Below are 21,276 nucleotides of genomic sequence, written 5' to 3'. Positions count from 1 at the left end.
CCACTATGCTGGGGCGCATGGCCACGGATGCAGATCTCGCCGAGCACGCAGACCGACCCGGGAGCGCAGAACACGCCGTCGCCGGGACCACGACGAGCATCTACATCGCCTCGGCGGAAGGTGAGACCGGCAAGTCGATCGTCGCCCTCGGTCTGCTGGCGCTGATGTCGGCGACCGGCGGCCGCGTGGGTGTGTTCCGTCCGATCTCGCGTGCGGGCAACGACGATCGTGACCACATCCTGGACCTGCTGCTCGACTACGACTCGGTCGACATTCCCTATGAGGACTGCCTCGGGGTCACCTATGAACAGGTCCACGACGACCCGGAGGGAGCGATCGCCGAGATCGTCGCCCGCTTCCACGCGATCCAGTCGCGGTGCGACCGCGTGGTCATCGTCGGGTCGGATTACACCGATGTCGGTACCCCCTCGGAGCTGAGCTACAACGCGCGGATCGCCGCGAACCTGTCGGCGCCGATGGTGCTGGCGGTCAAGGCCATCGACCGGTCTCCGCAGGAATTGCACGGGCTCGCCGAGGGTTTGATCGCCGAGGTGACGGCCGCGCATGCGACACCCATCGCCCTGGTCGCCAACCGGTGTGATCCCGATCGCCTCGAGGAGATCCGGGAACAGTTGCGGAGCACCGGTATTCCGGCGCTGTGCCTTCCGGAGGAACCCGTGCTGTTCGCGCCGACGATGGGGGAGCTCAAGGATGCGCTCGGCGCCACGATGTACAGCGGTGACGAGGACCTGCTCGACCGCGAGGCGCTTCGGGTGATGGTCGGCGGGATGACGGTGGAGCACATCCTCGAACGGCTCACCGACGGAACGGTGGTCATCACACCCGCCGACCGGTCGGATGTCCTGCTCGCCCTTGTGAACGCCAATACGGCACAGGGCTTCCCGCGGCTCGCCGGCATCATCCTCAACGGTGGGTTGAAGCCGCATCCCATGATCGAGGCGCTGGTGAGCGGTCTGCGGCCGACGCTGCCGATCATCAGCTGCCCGCAGGGCACCTACGACACGGCCCGTACCGCCGCGCACACGCGGGGGCGGTTCGGCCTGGGGTCGGTCCGCAAGATCGAGGCCGCGTTGGCGCTCATGGAGACCTACGTCGATCCGGAGCAGGTGATGCACAACCTGAACGTGTCGATGCCGACGGTCGTGACGCCGCAGATGTTCGAGTACCGGCTGATCTCCCGCGCGCGGGCCGATCGCAAGCACATCGTCCTGCCGGAGGGCGACGACGATCGAATCCTGAGGGCCGCCAATCGTCTTGCCCGTCGCGGGGTCGCCGAACTCACTCTCCTCGGCGACCCGGACGCCGTCCGGGAACGCTCGATCGAGCTCGGCCTCGACCTCTCCGATGTGGCGGTCATCGATCCGGCCACCTCGGAGTACCTCGACGAGTTCGCCCGCATCTACGCCGATCTCCGGAAGCACAAGGGAATGGATTTCGAACGCGCGCAGGAGAAGATGCGCGATGTGTCGTACTTCGGCACGATGATGGTGCACACCGGACGCGCCGACGGGATGGTGTCGGGCGCCTCGCACACCACCGCGCACACGATCCGGCCGGCTTTCGAGATCATCAAGACCAAGCCGGGCGTCTCGACCGTCTCGAGTGTCTTCTTCATGTGTCTCGCCGACAAGGTGCTCGCCTATGGCGACTGCGCCATCGTCCCGGATCCCTCCGACGAACAGCTCGCCGACATCGCGATCTCTTCGGCGCAGACCTCGGCGGCGTTCGGGATCGATCCGCGCGTCGCGATGCTCTCGTATTCGACGGGCACATCGGGGGCGGGGGCCGACGTCGAGAAGGTGAAGACGGCAACGGAACTCGTGCGCGAACGCGCACCGGAGCTGCTCGTGGAGGGGCCGATCCAGTACGACGCTGCGGTGGAACCGTCGGTCGCGCAGACCAAGATGCCGGATTCGCCGGTGGCGGGACGTGCGACGGTGCTGATCTTCCCGGATCTCAACACCGGCAACAACACCTACAAGGCGGTCCAGCGTAGCGCCGGGGCCGTCGCGATCGGGCCGGTGCTGCAGGGTCTGAACAAGCCGATCAACGATCTGAGCAGGGGAGCGCTCGTGTCCGACATCGTCAACACGGTGGCCATCACCGCGATCCAGGCGCAGCAGCCCGAGGCCGGGGCGCCGGCGTCGGCCGACACCGAGGCCGCCGCCTCCGATGCCGAGGCGCGCCGATGAGCGACGTCACCGGGGCGGTCCTGGTGTTCAATGCCGGGTCGTCGTCGTTGAAGTATCAGCTGGTTCAGCCGGACTCCGGTTCGGTTCTGGCCGAGGGGATCGCCGAGCGGATCGGTGACGAGGGATCGTCGATCACACACGACCAGAACGGTGAGAGTGTCACCGAGACAGTGCCGCTCGACGATCATCTCGCCGCGGTCCGGCGTGCGGAACGCTTCTTCGCCGACAACGGCACCGATCTCGCGAGCGCCGGACTCACGGCGGTCGGGCACCGGGTGGTCCACGGCGGCAGGTCATTCCACGAGCCGACGCTGGTGACCTCGAGGGTCATCTCGGAGATCGAGCGCATCTCACCGTTGGCGCCGCTGCACAATCCCGCCAATCTGGTCGGCATCCTGGCGGCGCAGGAACTGCTGCCCGATGTCCCCTCGGTCGCGGTGTTCGACACGGCCTTCTTCCATGGTCTGCCCGATGCAGCCGCGACGTATGCGATCGACCGGGAAGTCGCCGCCGAACACGCGATCCGCCGTTACGGCTTTCACGGCACCAGTCACGAGTACGTGTCGGCTCGGGCGGCGGAGTTCCTCGGGCGAGATGCCGCCGATCTCAACCAGATCGTCCTGCATCTCGGCAACGGTGCGTCGGCGTCGGCGATCGCGGGCGGGCAGCCGATCGACACCTCGATGGGGATGACGCCCCTCGAGGGACTCGTCATGGGCACCAGGAGCGGGGACATCGACCCGGGACTCGTGCTGCATCTCAACCGGGTCGCCGACCTGTCGGTCGACGAGATCGACGTGTTGCTCAACAAACGATCGGGACTCCGGGGACTGTGCGGCGAGAACGACTTCCGCACGATCAGCGAGATGATGGACGCCGGTGACGACGCCGCGCGCCGTGCCTTCGACGTCTACATCCATCGACTGCGTCGTTACATCGGTGCGTACGCCTTCGCGCTCGGACGTGTCGATGCGATCACCTTCACGGCCGGTGTCGGGGAGAACTCTGCTGTCGTCCGCGCCCGCGCACTCGAGGGGCTCGAGGGTTTCGGGGTCATCGTCGATGCGGAGCGGAACTCGGTGCGTGCCAAGCAGGCTCGCCGGATCTCGACCGACGACAGCGCGGTCGACGTGCTCGTGGTCCCGACCAACGAGGAGCTCGCCATCGCGCGACAATCGGCGGCGGTGGTGGCGGGTTAGCGGTCGATACCGCCCCTGAACGGTGTTCGGCGAGCCTCAATAGCGCAGCCCACCTACATGCATCGTCGATGCCACTGATCCTCGAATTCCATTGCCGGGGAGCGGAGTAACGGGTACATTCGAACATGTATTCGCTCGACGTCTCCGGGGGGTGACCATCCCAGTCGAATCAGCTACGCCACAGCCGCGTGCTGCCGAGTTGGTCGCCGAGCTGCATCGGGTCATCGATGAGTTGCAGACGGTCGACTTGTCGCCGTGTGCCGACGCCGAGCTGATCGAGATCGCCGCCGCAACCGAACGTGCCATCGCACGAACCACATTCGCGGGCGACCGGCAGATCGCGGAAGTCGAGACCCGCGATCTCCCCCGCAAGACCGGCACCCGCACCCTCGCATCATTCATGACCCACCGCCTACGGATCTCCAATCCGATGCGACGACGCAAACACCTGACCGCGACCGCCGCCCTCACATGCCTCGACGGCGAGCAACTCGAACCCGAACATCCCACACTCGCAGCCGCTTTCGCCCAGGGCAGAGTCGGATCTGCTCACGTCGAGGCCGTCATCGACGTCCTCGACCAGATTCCGCACGCCGTCGGGCATGACGTGAGGGCTGCCGAACGACAGATGGCCGAGATCGCCGTCGATCACACCCCCGCCGACATCACCCAGCTGGGTGCACGGCTGATCGCCCACCTCGACCCCGACGGCACCCTCGCCGACGACACCGAACGCACACGGCGACGCAACCTCTGGATCAATCGCCAACGCGCCGACGGCACAGCGAAACTCACCGGCACCCTCACACCCGAACTCGCCGCACGCGTGACCATGCTGCTCGCCGTGTGGGCCAAACCCGGCATGAACAACCCCGGCGACCCAGACTCGCCCACAGGGTCATTCGAAGACGCCGACCCCAACACCCTGGCCGCCGCCGCCGAACGTGACGCCCGCACCCCCGCGCAGATCAACCACGACGCCCTCAACGCGCTGCTGAAAGCAGTCTTCGACGACGGACTCCTCGGCACGACCCACCGCGGCCTACCCGTACAACTGATCATCAAAGCCGACCTCGACGACCTGATCCGCGAAGCCGGACTCGCCACCACCGCCACCGGCACCCTGCTGCCGATCGCCGACGTCCTCGACCTCGCAGCCGATGCCCAACCGTGGCTGGCCGTGTTCAAGAACCAGACGACGGTGCCGCTGCACTTCGGACGCGGCACACGCCTGGCCACCCGCGGACAACGCCTGGCCTCCTTCGCCCGACCCGACGGTGATGTCTGCTCGGCACCCGGCTGCGATCAACCCGCCACCCAGGTCGAGATGCACCACGCCCACCAGGATTGGGCCGACGGCGGCCTCACCGACATCGACGACCTCACCCCCGCCTGCCCACGGCACAACCGCATGGTCGGCAAGAACCCCGGCCAGTACACCACCCGCATCGTCCGTCACGGACCCGATGAAGGCCGCTGCGCATGGCGACTGAACAGCGAACCAGGAGCACCACCCAACCCCGAGCACATCAACCGCCGACCCGACACACCGAAGCGGCTGGCCACACATATGAACAACGTGCGCAACGAGATCCACGGACCCTGCCGGCCCGCCGATCATCCACGCCCGGAGGAGCCGAACCCACCGCGGCGCGGCGTGGACATCACACACACGCCCCTCATCTGTGGTGGAAGCACGCCTCACCGAGGTTCTCGGCCGGCACTGGATGCGTTCTCAGAACAGGGTGTTGGGCCGAACATAGTTGGCGAGGTCGACGAGCATGAACCGGTGGTCCCGGTTGGTGCGCGTCAACCGGGCGAGCTGGCGCAGCGAACGCTCGGTGCCGGTACGGATTCCGTACTCGGTGAACGGGAACCCGAGCAGCGTCGACGGTTCCTTGTCCTGGGCCGCGTCGTCGGGGTTGTCGTGAATCCACCCGAGCGCGGTCCCCAGGACGATGAGCAACATGCGCGCCTTGCGTGGTTCCGTGTCGGGGATCTGCTCCAACCGCCGTGCCGCCTCGACGATCTGTTCACGGGACACCTGCGACGTCGGCCGGCCATGGACCAGCGCGATGATCGCCGTCGCCCGTGCGGTGTTGAAATGCCTGCTGGTGGCGGGGACTTCGTCGAGCGGCTGGATCGCCGCGTCGATGTCACCCGCCGCCACCGCCAGCCGCGCCAGACCGAAGGCCGCCGTGACGATGCTGTGGTCGGTGAGCCACAGGTCGTGATAGTGGTGCTGCGCGATGTCATACAGCCGGGCGATCTTGTCCGCGGACTTACCGGGGCCCTTCTCGTCGGCGAGCCAGCGACCGATGAGTTCCGCCGTACCCGCGACGGCCAGCTTGGGTGCCACCTCGCCCGGCATCGCACCCAGCACCTCGTCGAATCGCTCATACGCGAGCTCCGGCTCGTCGTTCATCAGCGCGCAGATGCCCATGTACCATTCGACGCGCCACGAATCCCCATGGTGGATACGGACTTCGCGCAACAGGGCGAGTGCGGTGTCGACGTCGTCGAGCTGGAGGTGCGCACGTGCCTCGGCCAGGTCGATCTCCCTGGAGGGGTGTGCACTCTCGACCGGGCGACCACCGAAGAGCGACGCGAAACCCTCGGCCCGGGCGGTGTTGATGGAGTCGAGGGTCTGTCGCGGATCCGACAGTGCCGCCGAGGTGAGCAGGCTCGCCGCGGGATCGAGCGGATTGACCAGTGGCACAGGCAACGCGTTGGCGATGTCGACCGGGTCGTAGAACGCCGCCTGATCGGGATCGAAGAAGCCATCGACGGGGGCCAGCATCAGATCGGTGCCGAAAGTCGAACGCTGCGGTGTGAACACGGTCGACAACGCGGGCCGGGGAACTCCGGTGTGCACGGCCACGGTCTCGCGCAACACATTGAGCACCTGGGTGCTCATCTCCTCCGCGGACACGAACCGGTCGGCCGGTTCCGGAGCCGTGGCACGTTGCAGCAGACGGTAGAACGACGGATTGTCCCGGAACACCTGCGTCTTCGACGCCGCCGGTAGTCCGTCGACGTAGCGGCCGTGCCGCATCTCGATCGGCACGGTCAGCACGGCGAGAGTGCGTCCGATGCTGTAGATGTCGGTGGCGATCTGCGGGCCGGTCTTCACGATCTCGGGCGCCTGGAAGCCGGGCGTGCCGTAGAGGTGACCGTACCCGTTGATCGGGGAGACCGCGCCGAGGTCGATCAGCTTGACCTCGTCGCTGCCGACCATGATGTTCTCGGGTTTGACGTCGTTGTACACCAACCCCACCGAATGCAGATAACCCACCGCCAGAAGGACTTCGAGGATGTAGGCAAGACCCTGCTCCACCGACAGCAGTGAGCTGCGCGGGTCCCCGGAGGTGATCTGCTTCAGCGTCTGCCCGCCGATGTACTCCATCACGATGTAGCCGAAGCGTTCACCGTTGTCGTCGACGTGTTCGACGAAGTTGTAGATCTTGACGATGCCGGGATGATTCACCGAGGCCAGGAACTGGCGTTCGGCCACCGCGACGCGCTGGGCCTCCGAATCCGAGGAATTCAGCAGGCCTTTGAGAACGACGGGCCGATCGCTCACATTGCGGTCGATCGCCAGATAGATCCAGCCGAGGCCGCCGTGGGCGATCGCACCGGCGATCTCGTACTGCTCGGCGACCAGCGTTCCGGGCGCGAGCCCCGGCACGAACGAGTAGCGCGCGCCGCAGTTGACGCAGTCGCCGGTCGGCGGACCGGCACCCTCGCCTTCGAGGCGTCCGACCGGCTTGCCGCAGCGCCAGCAGAACCGCTTGCTCTCGGCGATCACCGGGTCGTCGATGACCGCGTCTTCGGGTTCGATGTCGGTGATCTTGGGCATCTCGACCAGGCCGCTGCCGAGCCGCCGTTCATGCACCGGGGGCCGACGACGCGGCACCAGACGTCTCCCGAGCGGACCCGAATCGGCCTCGTCCGGCCCCATCACCGGTCGCGATCGCACGACGCGGTCGGTCTGATCGTCGAACCTGCTGTCGGGGTCGGTGCCGACGGTGAACATCGGTGCCGCCGCCTGGGTTCCGATGTCGGGATCGGCCCGCAGACTCGGGTCCGTGGTGTCGTCCGAGCCCTCGGTGAGTGCGTTCAGATCAGCCTTCTGGGTGCCGACCTGGTCGGCGGCCGGGCCTTCGTCCCGTCTGTCGGTGACCTGTGCCGTCGTCCCGGTGTCCCCCGGCTGGTCGGCCATGAGGTCGTCGAGGGAGACCCGCTGGGTGCCGACATCGGACTGCTCCGCGTCCGTGCCGCCGTTGCCTGTGTGGTCGTCGTACATGGGTGTCAGTCCCGGTAGTACGGCTGCGGCGCACCGTACCCACTGTCGAGGATGGACAGCCAGCGGTCACGGATCTGCTGCCACCGGCCCGTCGCGCGGATCCGTTCGAGCACTCCGTTGACGAAGCGGACCATGTCGTCCTGTCCCTTCGGGATGCCCACGCCGTAGAACTCTTCACCGAGGCTGGGCCCGACGACCCGCACCCACGGGTCCTGCGCGGCCAGTCCGGCGAGGATGGCGTCGTCGGAGGTCACCGCGTCGATCTGGCCCTGCTGCATCAGGACCAGGCAGTCGGCCCACGTGGTGGTGCTGACCATCCTGGCCTGCGGCTGGATGGACTGCAGGCGGCCGATCGAGGTGGTTCCACGCGCTGCGCACACCCGCTTGCCGCCGAGTTGCGCGGGCCCGGTGACATCGGAGTTACGGAAGGACAGAATTCGTTGCGACGCAACATAATAGGGCGCCGAGAAGCTGATGTCCTCGAGTCGGTCGCAGGTGATGCTCATCGTCTTGACGACCAGGTCGACGGTCATGTCCCGCAAGGCGTCGATCCGCTGCGCCGAGCTCAGGACCTGGAACTCCACCCGCCGCTCGTCGCCGAAGATGGCGCCCGCTATCTCGCGGGCGATGTCGACGTCGAAGCCCTGGATGTCGCCGGAGATGGGATCGCGGAAGCTGAACAGGTTGGACCCGATGTCGAGTCCGACGATGAGTCGGCCGCGTTCGAGGATTCCGCCCATCGTGGAGTTGAGGGGCATCCGGCCGGGGGCGGGCATCTCTGCCGGCGGCCGCAGTGTCAGCGTCGCGTTGCACGCCTCCGAACTCGGCGGCGGCTCGACCGGCACGTCGACCTGGACACCGGGCAGGACCGGCGGTCCGGCGGTGGCGGTGGGCGGCGGCGAGTCGGGCGCGGGAAAGCGGACACAACCGGTCGCGAGCAAACCGATCACCGCGAGCAGGACCAGAACGGTCACCCGGCTGCGGTACGACCCCGGACGCCTCATCGGTACTCCCGGATCCGCGGGATGAGTCCACCGATGACGGCGAGACCGGCGAACACGGTGAGCAGCAGGATTCCCGTGCCCGTGAAGCCCAGCACTCGCTGGGCGGTGTTGATGTCGTCGCGGAAGGACGTGCGGGCCGTGGTGATCGCGTCGACGAGTCCGGTGTCGACGGTGGTGTAGGCGCGCGCGGAGCTGTCCGGTCCGTCACCCACGGTGTGGAGTCGGGCGAGACCGAAGTTCCCGGTCTGGATGTAGCGGCGGACCGCGGCATCGGTACGTCGCCATTCCGCGAGGGCGGCGGTCACCGCGTCGAGCTGTTCGACGGTGACCGCGCTGTGTCCGTCCTCGGTCCCGGCGCGCACATCGTCGACGATATCGCCGATCTCGTTGGTCGCCGCGGAGAAGCTGCGTTCGAGCCCACCCTGGTCGCCGCGCCGGATGAGGGACAGCGTCTCGGCCGATCGAGCCTGCTGGGTGAGGATGCGTGCGGCGGTCAGGTCACGCAACGGATCGGCGCCCTCGGTGCGGGCGTCGCTGGTGGCCGCGACCGACATCAGTCCCGACGCGAGCAGCCACAGCGTGCCGCCGGCGAGCGCGGCGACCGCGGCGACGATCCCGATGTTGAATCGGCGCCGGGTACGGCGCGCGAGGTACCTCGACGTCAGCACCAGCGCCGCGAGCAGCAGCAACAGTGGTGCGTACACCGTCCAGGGCGGCCGGGTGAGGCTCTGTTGCGGATCGGCGATCGCCATCGACCGGCGCTCGTAGAGACGCTGCGCGGCGGGCAGGATCTTGTCCTGCATCATCGACGACGCCTGCCCCAGGTAGGCCGACCCGACCGGGTTGCCGAGACGGTTGTTGGTCCGTGCCGTCTCGATCAGTCCGCTGTACACCGGGATCGACGTGGACAGGGTCTCCAGGTCGGCGCTGACCGCCTGCTCGGCACGGTCCGAGGTCATGCCCGACCCGGGCTCGCTGGACGTGCCGGTCGCCAGGATCAGCGACGACGACGCGGTGGCGAGTGCGTCGGAGTAGCGCTGGCGCAGCTCAGGGCTCTCCAGGCCGCCCGAGATGAACGCGGCGTTGGCCGAGGCGTCGGCGATCGACAGGGAGCTGTAGAGGACCTGCGCGGCCTCGGCGAGGGGTTCGGTCCGGTCGATGAGCCGCTGCAGTGTCTGGGTGCGGTCCTCGAGCACGGTCGAGGCATACAGTCCGGTGCCCAGGCAGCCGAGGGCGAGGATTCCGCAGATGATGATCAGCTTGCCCGGCGTCGTGACCGCGAAGTGACGAATGGTCTGGAAGGGCGACTGGGCGCGTTCCCGCGCGGTGGCGACGAGCTCGCGTCGATCGGCGAGCACCTGTCGGATCGGCGGCGACGACTGGGCCGGTCGGATCGTGCGACCGCCACGCGTGAGTGCCGTCCGCACGGAGGACGCGTCGCCGGTCACCTACCTGATCCCTTCTCAAACGCTGGATCGTCTCCGGTGCGGTTCCTCGTCCACCGGGTCCCCCTACCGGCTTCTCCTGACCGGGCGATCAACGCCGGATGTCGTGTCACCCCACATGCGGGTCATTCCTGCTGCTGGTCGTCCCTGCTGCTGGTCGTCCCACTGTGGTGTCAGTCAGTTCATCGTCCACCGGGTCGTGCGCGTTTCAGCCTATGCCATCGCGCGGAGTTCCTCCGGCCTTGCTCACGGCCGAGTCGCAGGCGGGGATCGTCGCCGCCGATCCCGGCACCCGCCCACGCACGTGGCGGCGCCGCACGGTTTTCGACGCCGCGCGAGCACCTTTCGTCGCCGGCCCGGACGGGGCCCGGAATCCGATGTCCCTGGCAGGTCGAGCGCGTCTCACTTACGGTGGAGGTCACCCGGCCGAGTCGGCCGGGGTGCGAGGAGGCGTGGTGCGCGGCGACGGCGACGGCTGGGTGATCGATCCCGACGGTTCACGGTACTGGGGGATCCACGGCGCAGCGGGACTGTTGCTGCGGGCGCCCCTGCCCGAAGGGACGACGGGTGTACTCCTCCAGCACCGCGCCGCATGGTCGCATCAGGGCGGCACCTGGGCACTGCCCGGCGGGGCCCGTGACTCGCACGAAGGCGCCATCGACACCGCGATCCGGGAAGCCCAGGAGGAAGCCGGCATCTCCGGTGATGATCTGCGCGTGGTGGCGGCCGTCGTCACCCACGAGTCGCCGGGTGGCTGGACCTACACCACCGTCATCGCCGAGACCGACGAACCGGTGAGCACGGTCGCCAACTTCGAATCGACGGAGCTGCGCTGGGTCGACGAGAAACGCGTAGACCAACTCCCGCTGCACCCGGCGTTCGGCCTGGCCTGGCCGACGCTGCGCGAGCGCATCGCGATGCTCGACCCGCAGGGCTGACGCATCACTGCGCCGGGGTCCTGACAGCACCGCCGGTCTCGGCGGATCCGGCCGCCTCGAGCAGCCGGTTGGCCGCGGCGACGAGCGCATGGACACTCGCCTCCTGGCTGCTGCGACCCTCTCCGGCCGCCCACGCCTGCCGGCCGTTGCTCTCGCACAGCAGGAACGTGGTGATGCGACCGTCGACCTCGCGCTGATGAAGGCGGACGATCTGCACCGGGGCGCCGACGTCGGCGAGGATCGAGGTCATCGCGCCGACGGGACCGGCGGCGACGGCGGTACACGACATGATCCGGTCGGCGACGGCCAGCGTGGCGCGGCATTCGACGAGATCGTCGCGGCACGAGGACATCGACCACGACCCGAGCCGGATGGTGCCGCCGGACGCGTATTCGGTGGTGAACGCCTGGAGGGTCATACCGGTCGCCTCTTCGCGAAGGCCCGGGGGAAGCGGGCGACCGAAGCGGACCGAGAGGGGATCGCCCGTGGGCTGCGCGCCCGAGCGGTGGCCGGTGGGGTGGGCGCCGGTGAGCTGGGCGCCGGGCTCGTCACACGGCCAGGATGGTCGGGACAGGTGAAGTGTGTGCATCTCTGAAGCCGATTCCGGTCGAAGAAAGGATGACCGACTGGAGAGCGCAACCGACCCGCAGCGGGGGGTCGGTCAGATTCAGACCCCGCTGCGGCGGGTTACGAGGGCGCTCGGCATGCACAACATGATCGGTCCACCATAGACCCGGTGGTGGGGCGGAGCAAACAGATTTGTCTGTGCGCAGGCGCGTCTACAGCAGGCCGAGGAGTTCCCGAGCCGAGGCCGCCGGGTCGGTCGCGCCGGTGATGGCGCGCACCACGACGATGCGCCCGGCACCCGCGGCGGTCACCTCGCCGACCCGCGACGCGTCGATGCCGCCGATGGCGAACCAGGGCTTCGTGGTCCCTGCCGCTGCCGTCGACGTCACGAGGTCGAGCCCGGCCGCGGTCCGGCCGGGCTTGGTCGGGGTGGTCCAGCACGGGCCGACGCAGAAGTAGTCGACGTCCTCGTCGACCATCGCGACGGCGGCCTGCTCGGGATCATGGGTCGAGGCGCCGATGAGGACGTCCGGGCCGACGATGTCGCGTGCGACCCGCGGCGGGAGATCACCCTGCCCGACGTGGAGGACGTCGGCGCCCGACAGCGCCGCGATGTCGGCACGATCATTGACGGCCAGCAGTGCGCCGTGCGCGTCGGCGACCTCCCGCAGCCCGGCGAGGATCTCGAGTTCCTCGCGCGCCTCGAGGGTGCCGAACTCGCGTTCACCGGCCGAACCCTTGTCGCGGAGCTGCACGATGTCGACGCCACCGGCGAGTGCGGCGCCGACGAAGTCGAGGAGGTCGCCGCGTTCTCGCCGGGCATCGGTGCAGAGGTAGAGCCGAGCCGACTCGAGCCGCCGGTGCCGGTCGGTTCCAAGACCCTGTTCGGTGCGCGTCGAAGTCACGCCGACCAGGCTAGCCCGACTCCGGAGGAGGTTCGGCCGGGCGTAGGCTGGACCGCACGAACACACGGGAGCCCGGGACAGCCGGGCTGAGAGTGCGGACCGTCTCCGCTGACCGTCGAACCTGATCCGGGTCATTCCGGCGAAGGAAGGTGATTCTCAAAGTGAGTGAATTCCAGCGCCGCACCGCCGACGCCGCGAGCCGCGAACTGACGGTCGTCGGCGGCGGAGTCATCGGCCTGACCTGCGCCCTCACCGCCGCCGACGCGGGCTGGCGGGTTCGGGTGCTCGATGCCGGCGCCGACGACCGGGCGTCGTGGGTGGCCGGGGGGATGCTCGGATCGCTCGGTGAGGGACATCCCGGCGAGGAGGCGTCACTCGCCCTGTCGGTCGAGTCGGTCGGCCGCTGGCCCGCTCTCGTCAAGCGCCTCGGCGACGAGGAGATCGTCACCGCGACCGACTCCCTGTTCGTCGCGGCGTCCGCGGCCGACCTCGGGTATCTCCGCAATCTCGCCGACTTCGTCTGGGCGCAGCAACCCCGACCCGACGCGACCCCGCATCTCGATCCGACCCCGCATCTCGATCCGACCCTGCATTCCGGTTCGACCCTGCACCCGGTGAGCGGTCGCGAGATCCGAACGCTCGAACCATCGTTGAGCTCGCGTCTCGTCGGCGGTTACCGCGCGGCCGGCGAATGGGCCGTCGACAACCGGCGCCTGCTCGGGGCGTTGCGATCCGCAGCGGCCGGCGTCGGCGTCGACTTCGTGTCGCGGCACGTCGAGTCCCTCGCCGAGCTCGACCGGGAACTCGACGCCGGTACGCAGATACTCCTCGCCGCAGGCCTGGGGACCGCCGGGCTCTGGCCCGGCGCACGCCTGATCCCGGCGAAGGGAGAGATCCTGCGCCTGCGGCGAACCCGCTGGTCGGTGCCGCCGCCCCGGCACGTGATCCGGGCCCGGTTGCACGCCAGAGATGTGTACCTCGTGCCGCGCGACGGCGGGATCGTCGTCGGCGCAACGCAATACGAGCCGGAGGGGACGGCCGACCGGACGCCGCAGGCGGGTGGCGTGGCCGACCTCCTGGCCGATGCCATCGAGGTGCTGCCCGGCTTGCGCACGTATGAACTCGTCGAGGCGGGGGCGGGCCTGCGCCCCTGCACCTCCGACGGCCTCCCCCTCGTGACGCGCCTCGACACGCGCACGGTGGTGGCGACCGGGCACGGACGCAACGGAATCGTCCTCGCGCCCGGCACCGCCGCACAGGTCCTGTCGATCCTGGAAGGAGACGACGAATGAGTATCACGGTGAACGGCAAGACGATCGACGTCGAGGCGGACACATCGGTCGACGACGTGGTCGCCGGACTCGGCCTGCCCGATCGGGGGATCGCGGTGGCCGTGGACGGTGCGGTCGTGCCGCGCGGCCGTTGGGCCCGGCACACGATGACCGACGGCGCCGTCGTCGAGATCGTCACGGCGGTGCAGGGTGGCTGAGAGCACCGATCCGCTCCGCATCGCCGGCCGGGACTTCACCTCGCGCCTCATCACCGGCACCGGCGGGGCGTCGAATCTGGCGACGCTCGAGCGCGCGCTGGTGGCGTCGGGCACCGAACTCACGACCGTCGCGGTGCGTCGGGTGGATGCGGCATCCGGGACCGGCGTCTTCGATCTCCTGCGTCGTCTCGACATCGCCGTGCTGCCCAACACGGCGGGTTGTCACACCACCTCCGAAGCCGTCCTCACCGCACAACTCGCGCGTGAGGCGTTCGAGACGAACTGGGTGAAGCTCGAGGTGGTCGCCGACGAACGCACCCTCATGCCCGATGCGGTGGAACTCGTCGACGCCGCGGCCGCACTGGTCGCCGACGGGTTCGTGGTGCTCGCCTACACGAATGACGATCCGGTGCTGGCCGCCCGCCTCGCCGATCTGGGCGTTGCCGCGGTGATGCCGCTCGGGTCACCGATCGGGACCGGGCTCGGAATCCTCAACCCGCACAACATCGAGATGATCGTCGACCAGTGCGCGAACCGGTACGACGCCGCGATCCCGGTCATCCTCGACGCCGGGATCGGGACCGCGAGCGATGCGGCGCTGGCGATGGAACTCGGCTGCGACGGCGTGCTTCTCGCCACCGCGGTCACGCGCGCCGAACACCCGGAGCGGATGGCGACGGCGATGCGACACGCGGTGGTCGCCGGTCGCCTGGCCGCGCGTTCGGGACGAATCCCCAAGCGTTTCTGGGCACACGCGTCGTCACCCGCACGCGAACGCGACTGATCCGCCGGCGGCGACAGGCCGTGCGGATGACAGACCGGGCCCGCCGACGATCGACCGCTATGGTCGAGGCGTGTTGCAGGTAGCGAATCTGACGAAGGAATTCGGCGGTCACCGCGCGGTCGACGATCTCACCTTCGAGGTGGGGCCGGGTCGCGTCACGGGCTTCCTCGGGCCGAACGGTGCGGGGAAGTCGACGACGATGCGGATGATGCTCGGACTCGACCGCCCGACGTCGGGCACCGCGACGATCAACGGGCAGGCCTATCGCGACCTCGACCATCCGCTTCGGCAGGTGGGTGCCCTGCTCGACGCGCGCTGGGTGCATCCCAATCGGAGCGCGCGGTCGCATCTGCGCTGGCTGGCCGCGAGCAACCAGATCCCGGTGGCCCGCGTCGACGAGGTGCTCGAGACCGTGGGGCTCACCTCGGTCGCGAAGAAGCGCGCCGGCGGCTTCTCGCTCGGTATGTCTCAGCGCCTGGGCCTGGCCGGGGCCCTGCTGGGCGACCCGCACACACTGCTGTTCGACGAGCCGGTCAACGGCCTCGATCCGGAGGGCATCGTCTGGATCCGCGGTTTCATGCGGGACCTCGCCGCGCAGGGTCGCACGGTACTGGTGTCGAGCCACCTGCTGACCGAGATGTCGCTCACCGCAGATCATCTCGTGGTCATCGGACGCGGACGGCTCATCGCGAACTGTTCGGTTGCCGAGTTCACCGGCCGAGCCCGGCAGTCGGTGCGCGTCCGCGGACCGCAACTGGAGCAGTTGCACGCCGCGCTCGCGGCCGCCGGCCTGCAACCCGCGCCCGGAGACCCGGATGCGCACGGCCGGCCGGTGATGCGCGTACCCGACACCACAACCGATCACGTCGGCGACATCGCCGCCGCGGCCGGCATCGCGCTGCACGAACTGTCCGCCGAGTCGGCGTCCCTGGAAGAGGTGTTCATGTCGATGACCGCACACGCCGTCGACTACCAGGGAGGTGCGCACAAGTGATCGCCGCGATCAACGCCGAACGGATCAAGCTCGCGAGCACCCGATCGCCGTACTGGTGTCTCGGGGTCGTCGTGGTGCTGGGACTCGGCATCGCCGTGCTTCTCGGCGCCATCGCCGGTGGCGGCTACGGAGACCCCGGCGAGACCGACTCGCTGACCGGCCAATATCTGACCGGGGTCAACCAGTTCGGGGTGGCGGTCCTCGCGATCATGGCCGTCCTGGGAATCACCACGGAGTACCGCTTCGGCACCATCCGGCCGACATTCGCGGCGGTACCGCGACGCCCACGGGTGCTCATCGCGAAGGTCGTCGTGTTCGGGGTGCTCACGTTCGTGGTCACGGCGGTTGTCTGCGTGGTGGCGCTGGTGCTGGCGCAGGCCCTGGCCGGTGACGGGATCGCGCTCGGCGGCCCCGATACCGTCCGACAGCTCTGGGGCACACCGGTTTTCGCGACGTTGTGCGCGCTGATCGGTCTCGCCGTCGGCGCCCTCGTCCGTCATTCGGCCGGTGCGGTGGCGATCGTGCTGGTGTGGATGCTCGCACTGGAGCGGATCATCTCGGTGTTGCCGCGGGTGGGGGAGTACATCGTGTCGTTCCTACCGTTCCTGAACGGATGGAACTTCTTGGCCGGCGGCAGCGAGACCTTCGACTGGAATGCCTACGGCTCGCTGCTGTACTTCGCGGTGTTCACCCTCGCACTGCTGGGTGTCGCGGTGGCGGTGACCAACGCCCGCGACGCGTAGTCGGCGGCACCGCGTCGCGTCGACTCACCGAGCGCGATCGAGCGCGGCGATGACCTCGTCGTCGTCGACCTGACCGAAATCGTCATAGGACAGGCCGACCGCCCGGAACGGTTCCGGTGTCGTCAGCACGACGAACCCGGTGACACCCCGATCACGCAGGCGGCCGGGCGAATCCGCGGGCGCCGTCGGCACCGCCACGATCACCGACGACGCTCCGGCCGAGCGCACGGAGTCGATGGCGACCGCCATGCTGGACCCGGTGGCGAGGCCGTCGTCGACGAGCACGACGGTGCGTCCGGCCGGCTCGACCCGTGGCCGCTCACCCCGGTAGCGGCGTTCGCGCGTGTGCAGCAGGCGCCGCTCGCGGTCGGCGACGTCGTCGAAGACACTGTGCGACACGCCGAGTCGCCGCGGAACATCGTCGTTGACGACGAGGTGGTCCGCGGTCAACGCCCCCATCGCGAACTCGGCGTGACCGGGCGCGCCGATCTTGCGGACCACCAGGACATCCAGCTCGCACGGCCCGATGGCGGAGAGCGCGTCCGCGACTTCGCGCGCGACGGGCACCCCGCCACGCGCGAGGCCCAGCACCACCGGGGCGTCGGCCCCGTCGCGCGTCATGGTGTCGTCGCCGGACGTCGACTCGATGAACTCGACGACCCGCGCGCCCAGGAGCCGACCGGCCTCGCGCCGGTCGGCGAAGACGCGCGACGACATCGCCGACCCGCTACAGATGCACCGCGGGGCCGACTTTCAGCGAGAAGCTGGGCACGTCGGCGAGCCCGACGGTGGCCTCGTAGGTGCGGTCGTAACCGGTGCTGCTGATCCGCCAGCCCTCAGGGGTGCGGCGATAGGTGTCCTCGTAGAACGCCGCGCCGAGGAGCATGAACGAGAACTCGGCGACGATGACGCGGTCCTGCAGGTACCAGCGTCCACGCGCGGCGTCCGGACCGTCGAACTCGATCTCCGGGTGATTCACGCGGTGCTCGGTGATCACCGCCGCACCGACGTTCTTCCGCATGTAGCCGACCAGCTCGTCGCGGTCGGTGAACGACAGTTCCGCACCGTAATTCCCGGTCACGTCGGTGGTCAGGGTGTCGGCGAATCCGTCCCAGTCCTTGGTGTCCAGGCACCGCAGGTAGCGGTATTTCAGGGTTTCGATCGCACGGAGATCGTCGGCGACGGTCACTTCTGCCTCGTTCCCGGCAGGATGCCCGCATCGATGACGGCCTTCACGATGGGTTTGGTGCGCTCGAGGAGGTCTTCGGTTCCGGTCCACCGGGATTCGCTCGCGGCATCGGTCGTGGCCTCGATGTCGTCGTAGAGTGCTGCGCCCTGAGCGGTGAGCATGTGCCCGTCGTCGACCCGTTCGGCGAGCCCGGCATCGACGAGGCGGTCGACGCTCTCATCCCACTCCTGCTCGGAGTACCCGCGGGTGATCATCACGATGCGCTTGCCGAGGACGCGACGCCGGACCGCCGGGTCGGGGAGCTGTGCCTCGTGGAACACCGCGGCATCGAACCCGTCGAGCCCGTGCAGTGCGAGGGCGGCGATGTGGTTGTCCCCGCGCCATTCTCGCAGCACCGCGATGGCCTGCCACAACCGGAGGCGTGCGGTGTCCGGAGTGGGTACGCTCGACCAGGCCGCGGCGAGGGGCCGACCGCCCAGAGGTAGTCCCACGGCGAGATCGGTGTACTCCGAGGCGAGTTCGTCGAGAGTCGCGTCGTCGATGTCGGCGCCCAGGATGTCTCGCAGGGAGTCGTCGAGCATCTGGTTGCGGCGCTCGTGAATGCGATCGAGGCCCACGTCGAGGGCGGCCGACCAGCTCTTCGCGATCAGCTCCGGATTGAAGTTGTAGAACGCGGCGGCGACGACCGACGGCACGCACGGGCCGAAGGGCGCCCCGCGCGCGCCGACGTAGAACGCGTACGGGTCGAGGCCGGTGTCCGTCTGTGCGTCCCGGAGTCCGGGGTTGAAGTAGGCCAGGATGTGAAAGGGCTCGAGGGTCTCGTAGGCGCGCCGGGCAGCGGAGCCCGTGCTGGTCGGTGTCATCAACCCACCCTCGCGACCCCCGCGGCAGGTGTCAACACCCCGGCACGCATCGCGGCGTGGATCCGGCCCCCGGGACCGGACCCGGTCATGACATCAGGTTCCGCGGGAGTCGCGGGCGTCGGTGAAATCAGGTCGGGGACTCTCGCGATGCCCGAAGTCGTGCCGGGTGAACGGGTCCCGGCGCGCACGGACCTCGGTACGCGCGGGTGGCTCCGTCTGCGGGGGCGTCTCCGTCTGTGCGTCGGCATCGCTCGTGTCGGCGGTGCCGTCGGCGTCGGGCTCCTCACGACCGCGCCGCCAGCCGCCCTTCATGGGTGGTGCCTCGCCGAGGTGGTCGGGATCGACCGACCCGTACCAGGCCACCAGAACGGCACCGATGACCGCGCCGACGAAACCGAGGATCGCCAGCCAGCCGAGTCCGGGCTTGGCGGTGTCCTCCAGGAACACGACTCCGACGAGGCTGGGTCCGGCGGTCTCGCCCACCACCAGCACGGCCGTCACGCCGTTGACCGCCCCGAGTTGCAATGCGACGGTCTGCACGTAGAACCCGACGGCACCGGCGGCCGCGATGGTCCATGCGGCCGGATCCGTCAGCAGGGCGACGGCGTCGAACGGCTGCACGCCGTCGAGGATGCGGACCGCGATCGCGATGATGCCGAACAGGAGTCCGGCCGATGCGCCGCCGACGATCGCCCCGGCCGGGCCGAGGTTGTAGACGCCGACGAGGGCCAGGGCGCACAGCCCGAGGGTGGCGATGAACAGACCCCAGTGGAAGGCGATCTCCTCGCCGCCGCCGGTGTGGTGCGCCGAGGACACCCCGAGCAGGCACAACGACAACACGACGAGCCAGATGGCCACCCATTCCCGGGTGTGCAGTGCGATGTTGAGGATGATCGTGCCGAGCAGGGCGGTGATGACCAGATTGGCCGACACGATGGTTTGCGAGAGGAACAGCGGCAGGAACCGCGCGGCGAGCGCGCCGCCGGCGAAGCCGACGACCACCAGCGTCGTACCCAGGATGAATGCGGGGTCCACCAGGGTGGACATCGTCGACGACAGGGTCGGTGCGCCGTTCTCGGTGGTGATGCCCTCGCCCTCGTCGGCGGCAGCCTCGGCGACGCGGCGGGCGCCCAGCGCACGCAGCACCGTCGACATCCCGTAGGCGACGGCGGCGAGGCAGGCGGCGATCACGCCGATCACGAACAGCTGCATGCCTCCTCCATCCGTTCCGGAGGCCGCCTCGGCGGAACCCGGACCGCCGACCACCCCGACTGTCTTCAGGCTCGACCGGCTCGCGGCCGATCGTGGGAAAACTAACAGCACGAACCGACAACGGGGTAACGAATATTCCCGAGGTGTCCGTTTTTCGACGAAGAATGTCTGTGCAACCGATCACCCCGGATCGTCCACCCGATGCGTCGACGATTGCCACCGATAGACTCGCCCGGGTGGACAGCGCCGGACGAGCTCATGTACTGATCACCTTCGGCAGGTCGTTCCTGTCTCTGGAACTCGCCCGCCTCATGGCGGCCGGCGGGCACCGGGTCACCGTGGTCGACTCGATTCCGGTGGGCATCAGCCGATTCTCGAACGCGGTCAGCGGCTTCCACCGCGTGCCGCCGCCCAAGTTCGAGCCCCTCGCGTACTGCCACGCCCTCGCGCGGATCGTGGCCGACAACGACGTGGACATGGTGATCCCGGTGCACGAGGAGACCGACATCATCGCGATGCTCGCCGATGTCTTCCCGCCCGGATGTCGTTTGTTCCTGTCCGATTTCGCCACCGAGAACCGGCTGCACAACAAATACGATTTCCAGGAGCTGCTCGTCGAACTGGGCATTCCGACTCGGAAATTCGCTCGCGTCACCGGACCCGAGGACGTCGGCTCGCTGGATTTCGAGCAACCGTTCGCGCTGAAGCGCTGTTATTCGCGCGGTTCGCAGAAGGTCCACAAGGTGTCGCCGGGCGACCCGCTGACATGGCTCGAACACGACGAACAGAACCCGTGGATCGCCCAGGAGTGGGCGTCGGGCAACAACTACTGCACCTACTCGGTGTGCCATGAGGGCCGGGTCTACGCGCACGCCACCTATCCGGTCGATTACGCGATCGACGGGAGCTCGTGCCTCAACTTCCGGTCCGTCGACCACCCGCGGATCGCCGCGTGGGTCAGCGACTTCGTGCGCCGCGTGAACTTCACCGGCCAGATCGGCTTCGATTTCATCGAGGACAAGAACGGGTCCGGCGACCTGTTCTGCATCGAGTGCAATCCGCGGGCGACGAGCGGGATCATGATGTTCAGCCCCGAGGACGGCGTGGACCGTGCCTTCCTCGGCACCGCCGACCCGGATGCCGGGGTCATCACGCCGGGGTCGGGCGTCGACAAGATGATCGGGCTGGGCATGTTGCTGTACGGGTGGCGGTCGTCGTCTCGCAAGGACCGCACGCTGCGCGACTTCGTGCGTGACTTCCGCGGTGCGTCCGATGTGGTCAGCTGCCCCGGCGACCAGAAGCCGGCGCTGATGCTGCCGTTCGCCTACGTGGGCATCCTCCGCAGTTGTCTCAAGTACCGGGTCGGCCTCGCCGAGGGATTCATGCACGATCACGAGTGGGACGGACTGCGCATCAGCCTCTGAC

The 21,276-nt window shown here is 68.6% G+C and carries 18 protein-coding genes, 1 pseudogene and 1 riboswitch; of the genes and pseudogenes, 10 read left to right on the top strand and 9 right to left on the bottom strand.

The features are described 5' to 3' along the window. The first annotated feature begins 5 nt into the window (after positions 1–5). The 3 genes and pseudogenes from pta to ACSUZC_RS21185 all read left to right on the top strand — a co-directional run bounded on the left by pta (position 6) and on the right by ACSUZC_RS21185 (position 5,175). Positions 6–2,213, top strand: coding sequence for a phosphate acetyltransferase (gene pta, locus ACSUZC_RS21195; RefSeq protein WP_439030420.1), 2,208 nt, complete (start codon positions 6–8; stop codon positions 2,211–2,213). Then, positions 2,210–3,412, top strand: a complete 1,203-nt coding sequence (locus ACSUZC_RS21190; RefSeq protein WP_439030419.1) for an acetate kinase — start codon at positions 2,210–2,212, stop codon at positions 3,410–3,412. Before pta ends, ACSUZC_RS21190 begins: the two co-directional genes overlap by 4 nt. Before the next feature lie 157 nt (positions 3,413–3,569). Next, positions 3,570–5,175 (top strand): annotated as a pseudogene (locus ACSUZC_RS21185) (DUF222 domain-containing protein). Here ACSUZC_RS21185 and ACSUZC_RS21180 read toward each other — a convergent pair. Genes ACSUZC_RS21180 through ACSUZC_RS21170 form a run of 3 tightly spaced genes read right to left on the bottom strand, consistent with a single transcriptional unit; the run spans position 5,148 to position 10,170 of the window. Then, entirely contained in the window at positions 5,148–7,718 is a 2,571-nt protein-coding gene (locus ACSUZC_RS21180) for a tetratricopeptide repeat protein (protein WP_439030418.1), read from the bottom strand. The pseudogene ACSUZC_RS21185 and the gene ACSUZC_RS21180 overlap by 28 nt on opposite strands. Before the next feature lie 5 nt (positions 7,719–7,723). Then, entirely contained in the window at positions 7,724–8,722 is a 999-nt protein-coding gene (locus ACSUZC_RS21175; protein ID WP_439030417.1) for a glutamate ABC transporter substrate-binding protein, read from the bottom strand. Further along, positions 8,719–10,170, bottom strand: a complete 1,452-nt coding sequence (locus ACSUZC_RS21170; protein WP_439030416.1) for a hypothetical protein — start codon at positions 10,168–10,170, stop codon at positions 8,719–8,721. The genes ACSUZC_RS21175 and ACSUZC_RS21170 overlap by 4 nt, the downstream gene beginning before the upstream one ends. A 452-nt stretch (positions 10,171–10,622) precedes the next feature. Here ACSUZC_RS21170 and ACSUZC_RS21165 point away from each other — a divergent pair, with 452 nt between their 5' ends. Further along, positions 10,623–11,105 carry an NUDIX hydrolase gene (locus ACSUZC_RS21165; RefSeq protein ID WP_439033194.1) on the top strand — a complete coding sequence of 161 codons (483 nt, stop codon included), beginning with the start codon at positions 10,623–10,625 and terminating at the stop codon, positions 11,103–11,105. Between the two features lie 4 nt (positions 11,106–11,109). On the opposite strand, the gene ACSUZC_RS21160 is transcribed toward ACSUZC_RS21165, so the two are convergent. Together ACSUZC_RS21160 and thiE are read right to left on the bottom strand one after the other, a co-directional pair. Beyond that, the gene (locus ACSUZC_RS21160; RefSeq protein ID WP_439033193.1) at positions 11,110–11,523 is read right to left on the bottom strand and encodes a hypothetical protein; all 414 of its coding nucleotides are present in this window, start codon (positions 11,521–11,523) and stop codon (positions 11,110–11,112) included. A 361-nt stretch (positions 11,524–11,884) separates the two neighbouring features. Beyond that, the gene (gene thiE, locus ACSUZC_RS21155; RefSeq protein WP_439030415.1) at positions 11,885–12,577 is read right to left on the bottom strand and encodes a thiamine phosphate synthase; all 693 of its coding nucleotides are present in this window, start codon (positions 12,575–12,577) and stop codon (positions 11,885–11,887) included. A 54-nt stretch (positions 12,578–12,631) separates the two neighbouring features. Continuing rightward, a riboswitch (TPP riboswitch) is annotated at positions 12,632–12,743 on the top strand. On the opposite strand from thiE, the gene ACSUZC_RS21150 reads away from it, so the two are divergent. From ACSUZC_RS21150 to ACSUZC_RS21130, 5 genes are all read left to right on the top strand, one after another. Further along, the gene (locus ACSUZC_RS21150) at positions 12,739–13,869 is read left to right on the top strand and encodes an FAD-dependent oxidoreductase (protein ID WP_439030414.1); all 1,131 of its coding nucleotides are present in this window, start codon (positions 12,739–12,741) and stop codon (positions 13,867–13,869) included. It overlaps the preceding riboswitch by 5 nt. Beyond that, positions 13,866–14,066: a sulfur carrier protein ThiS gene (gene thiS, locus ACSUZC_RS21145; RefSeq protein ID WP_238423454.1), complete on the top strand. Its 201-nt coding sequence runs from the start codon at positions 13,866–13,868 to the stop codon at positions 14,064–14,066. The genes ACSUZC_RS21150 and thiS overlap by 4 nt, the downstream gene beginning before the upstream one ends. Then, positions 14,059–14,850 (top strand): thiazole synthase, encoded by a 792-nt coding sequence (locus ACSUZC_RS21140; protein ID WP_439030413.1) that lies wholly within the window; start codon positions 14,059–14,061, stop codon positions 14,848–14,850. The genes thiS and ACSUZC_RS21140 overlap by 8 nt, the downstream gene beginning before the upstream one ends. 70 nt (positions 14,851–14,920) lie before the next feature. Beyond that, positions 14,921–15,844: an ABC transporter ATP-binding protein gene (locus ACSUZC_RS21135; RefSeq protein WP_439030412.1), complete on the top strand. Its 924-nt coding sequence runs from the start codon at positions 14,921–14,923 to the stop codon at positions 15,842–15,844. Further along, positions 15,841–16,587, top strand: a complete 747-nt coding sequence (locus tag ACSUZC_RS21130) for an ABC transporter permease (protein WP_439030411.1) — start codon at positions 15,841–15,843, stop codon at positions 16,585–16,587. Before ACSUZC_RS21135 ends, ACSUZC_RS21130 begins: the two co-directional genes overlap by 4 nt. Before the next feature lie 24 nt (positions 16,588–16,611). On the opposite strand, the gene ACSUZC_RS21125 is transcribed toward ACSUZC_RS21130, so the two are convergent. The 4 genes from ACSUZC_RS21125 to ACSUZC_RS21110 all read right to left on the bottom strand — a co-directional run bounded on the left by ACSUZC_RS21125 (position 16,612) and on the right by ACSUZC_RS21110 (position 19,851). After that, positions 16,612–17,304: a phosphoribosyltransferase gene (locus tag ACSUZC_RS21125; protein WP_439030410.1), complete on the bottom strand. Its 693-nt coding sequence runs from the start codon at positions 17,302–17,304 to the stop codon at positions 16,612–16,614. A gap of 10 nt (positions 17,305–17,314) precedes the next feature. Continuing rightward, complete coding sequence (locus tag ACSUZC_RS21120) at positions 17,315–17,776, bottom strand: nuclear transport factor 2 family protein (protein WP_439030409.1); 462 nt, start codon at positions 17,774–17,776, stop codon at positions 17,315–17,317. Beyond that, positions 17,773–18,639, bottom strand: a complete 867-nt coding sequence (locus tag ACSUZC_RS21115) for an SCO6745 family protein (RefSeq protein ID WP_439030408.1) — start codon at positions 18,637–18,639, stop codon at positions 17,773–17,775. Before ACSUZC_RS21115 ends, ACSUZC_RS21120 begins: the two co-directional genes overlap by 4 nt. A 93-nt stretch (positions 18,640–18,732) precedes the next feature. Then, a complete protein-coding gene (locus ACSUZC_RS21110) occupies positions 18,733–19,851 on the bottom strand; it encodes an EamA/RhaT family transporter (RefSeq protein WP_439030407.1) in 1,119 nt (372 codons plus the stop codon). Positions 19,852–20,087: 236 nt separating this feature from the next. Between ACSUZC_RS21110 and ACSUZC_RS21105 the strand changes: the two genes are divergently transcribed. Further along, entirely contained in the window at positions 20,088–21,275 is a 1,188-nt protein-coding gene (locus ACSUZC_RS21105) for a carboxylate--amine ligase (protein ID WP_439030406.1), read from the top strand. The last annotated feature ends 1 nt before the right edge of the window (position 21,276 follow it).

Source organism: Gordonia terrae (assembly GCF_051789125.1).
Taxonomy (GTDB): Bacteria; Actinomycetota; Actinomycetes; order Mycobacteriales; family Mycobacteriaceae; genus Gordonia; species Gordonia terrae_A.
This window is presented reverse-complemented; position numbering and strand designations above follow the sequence as displayed.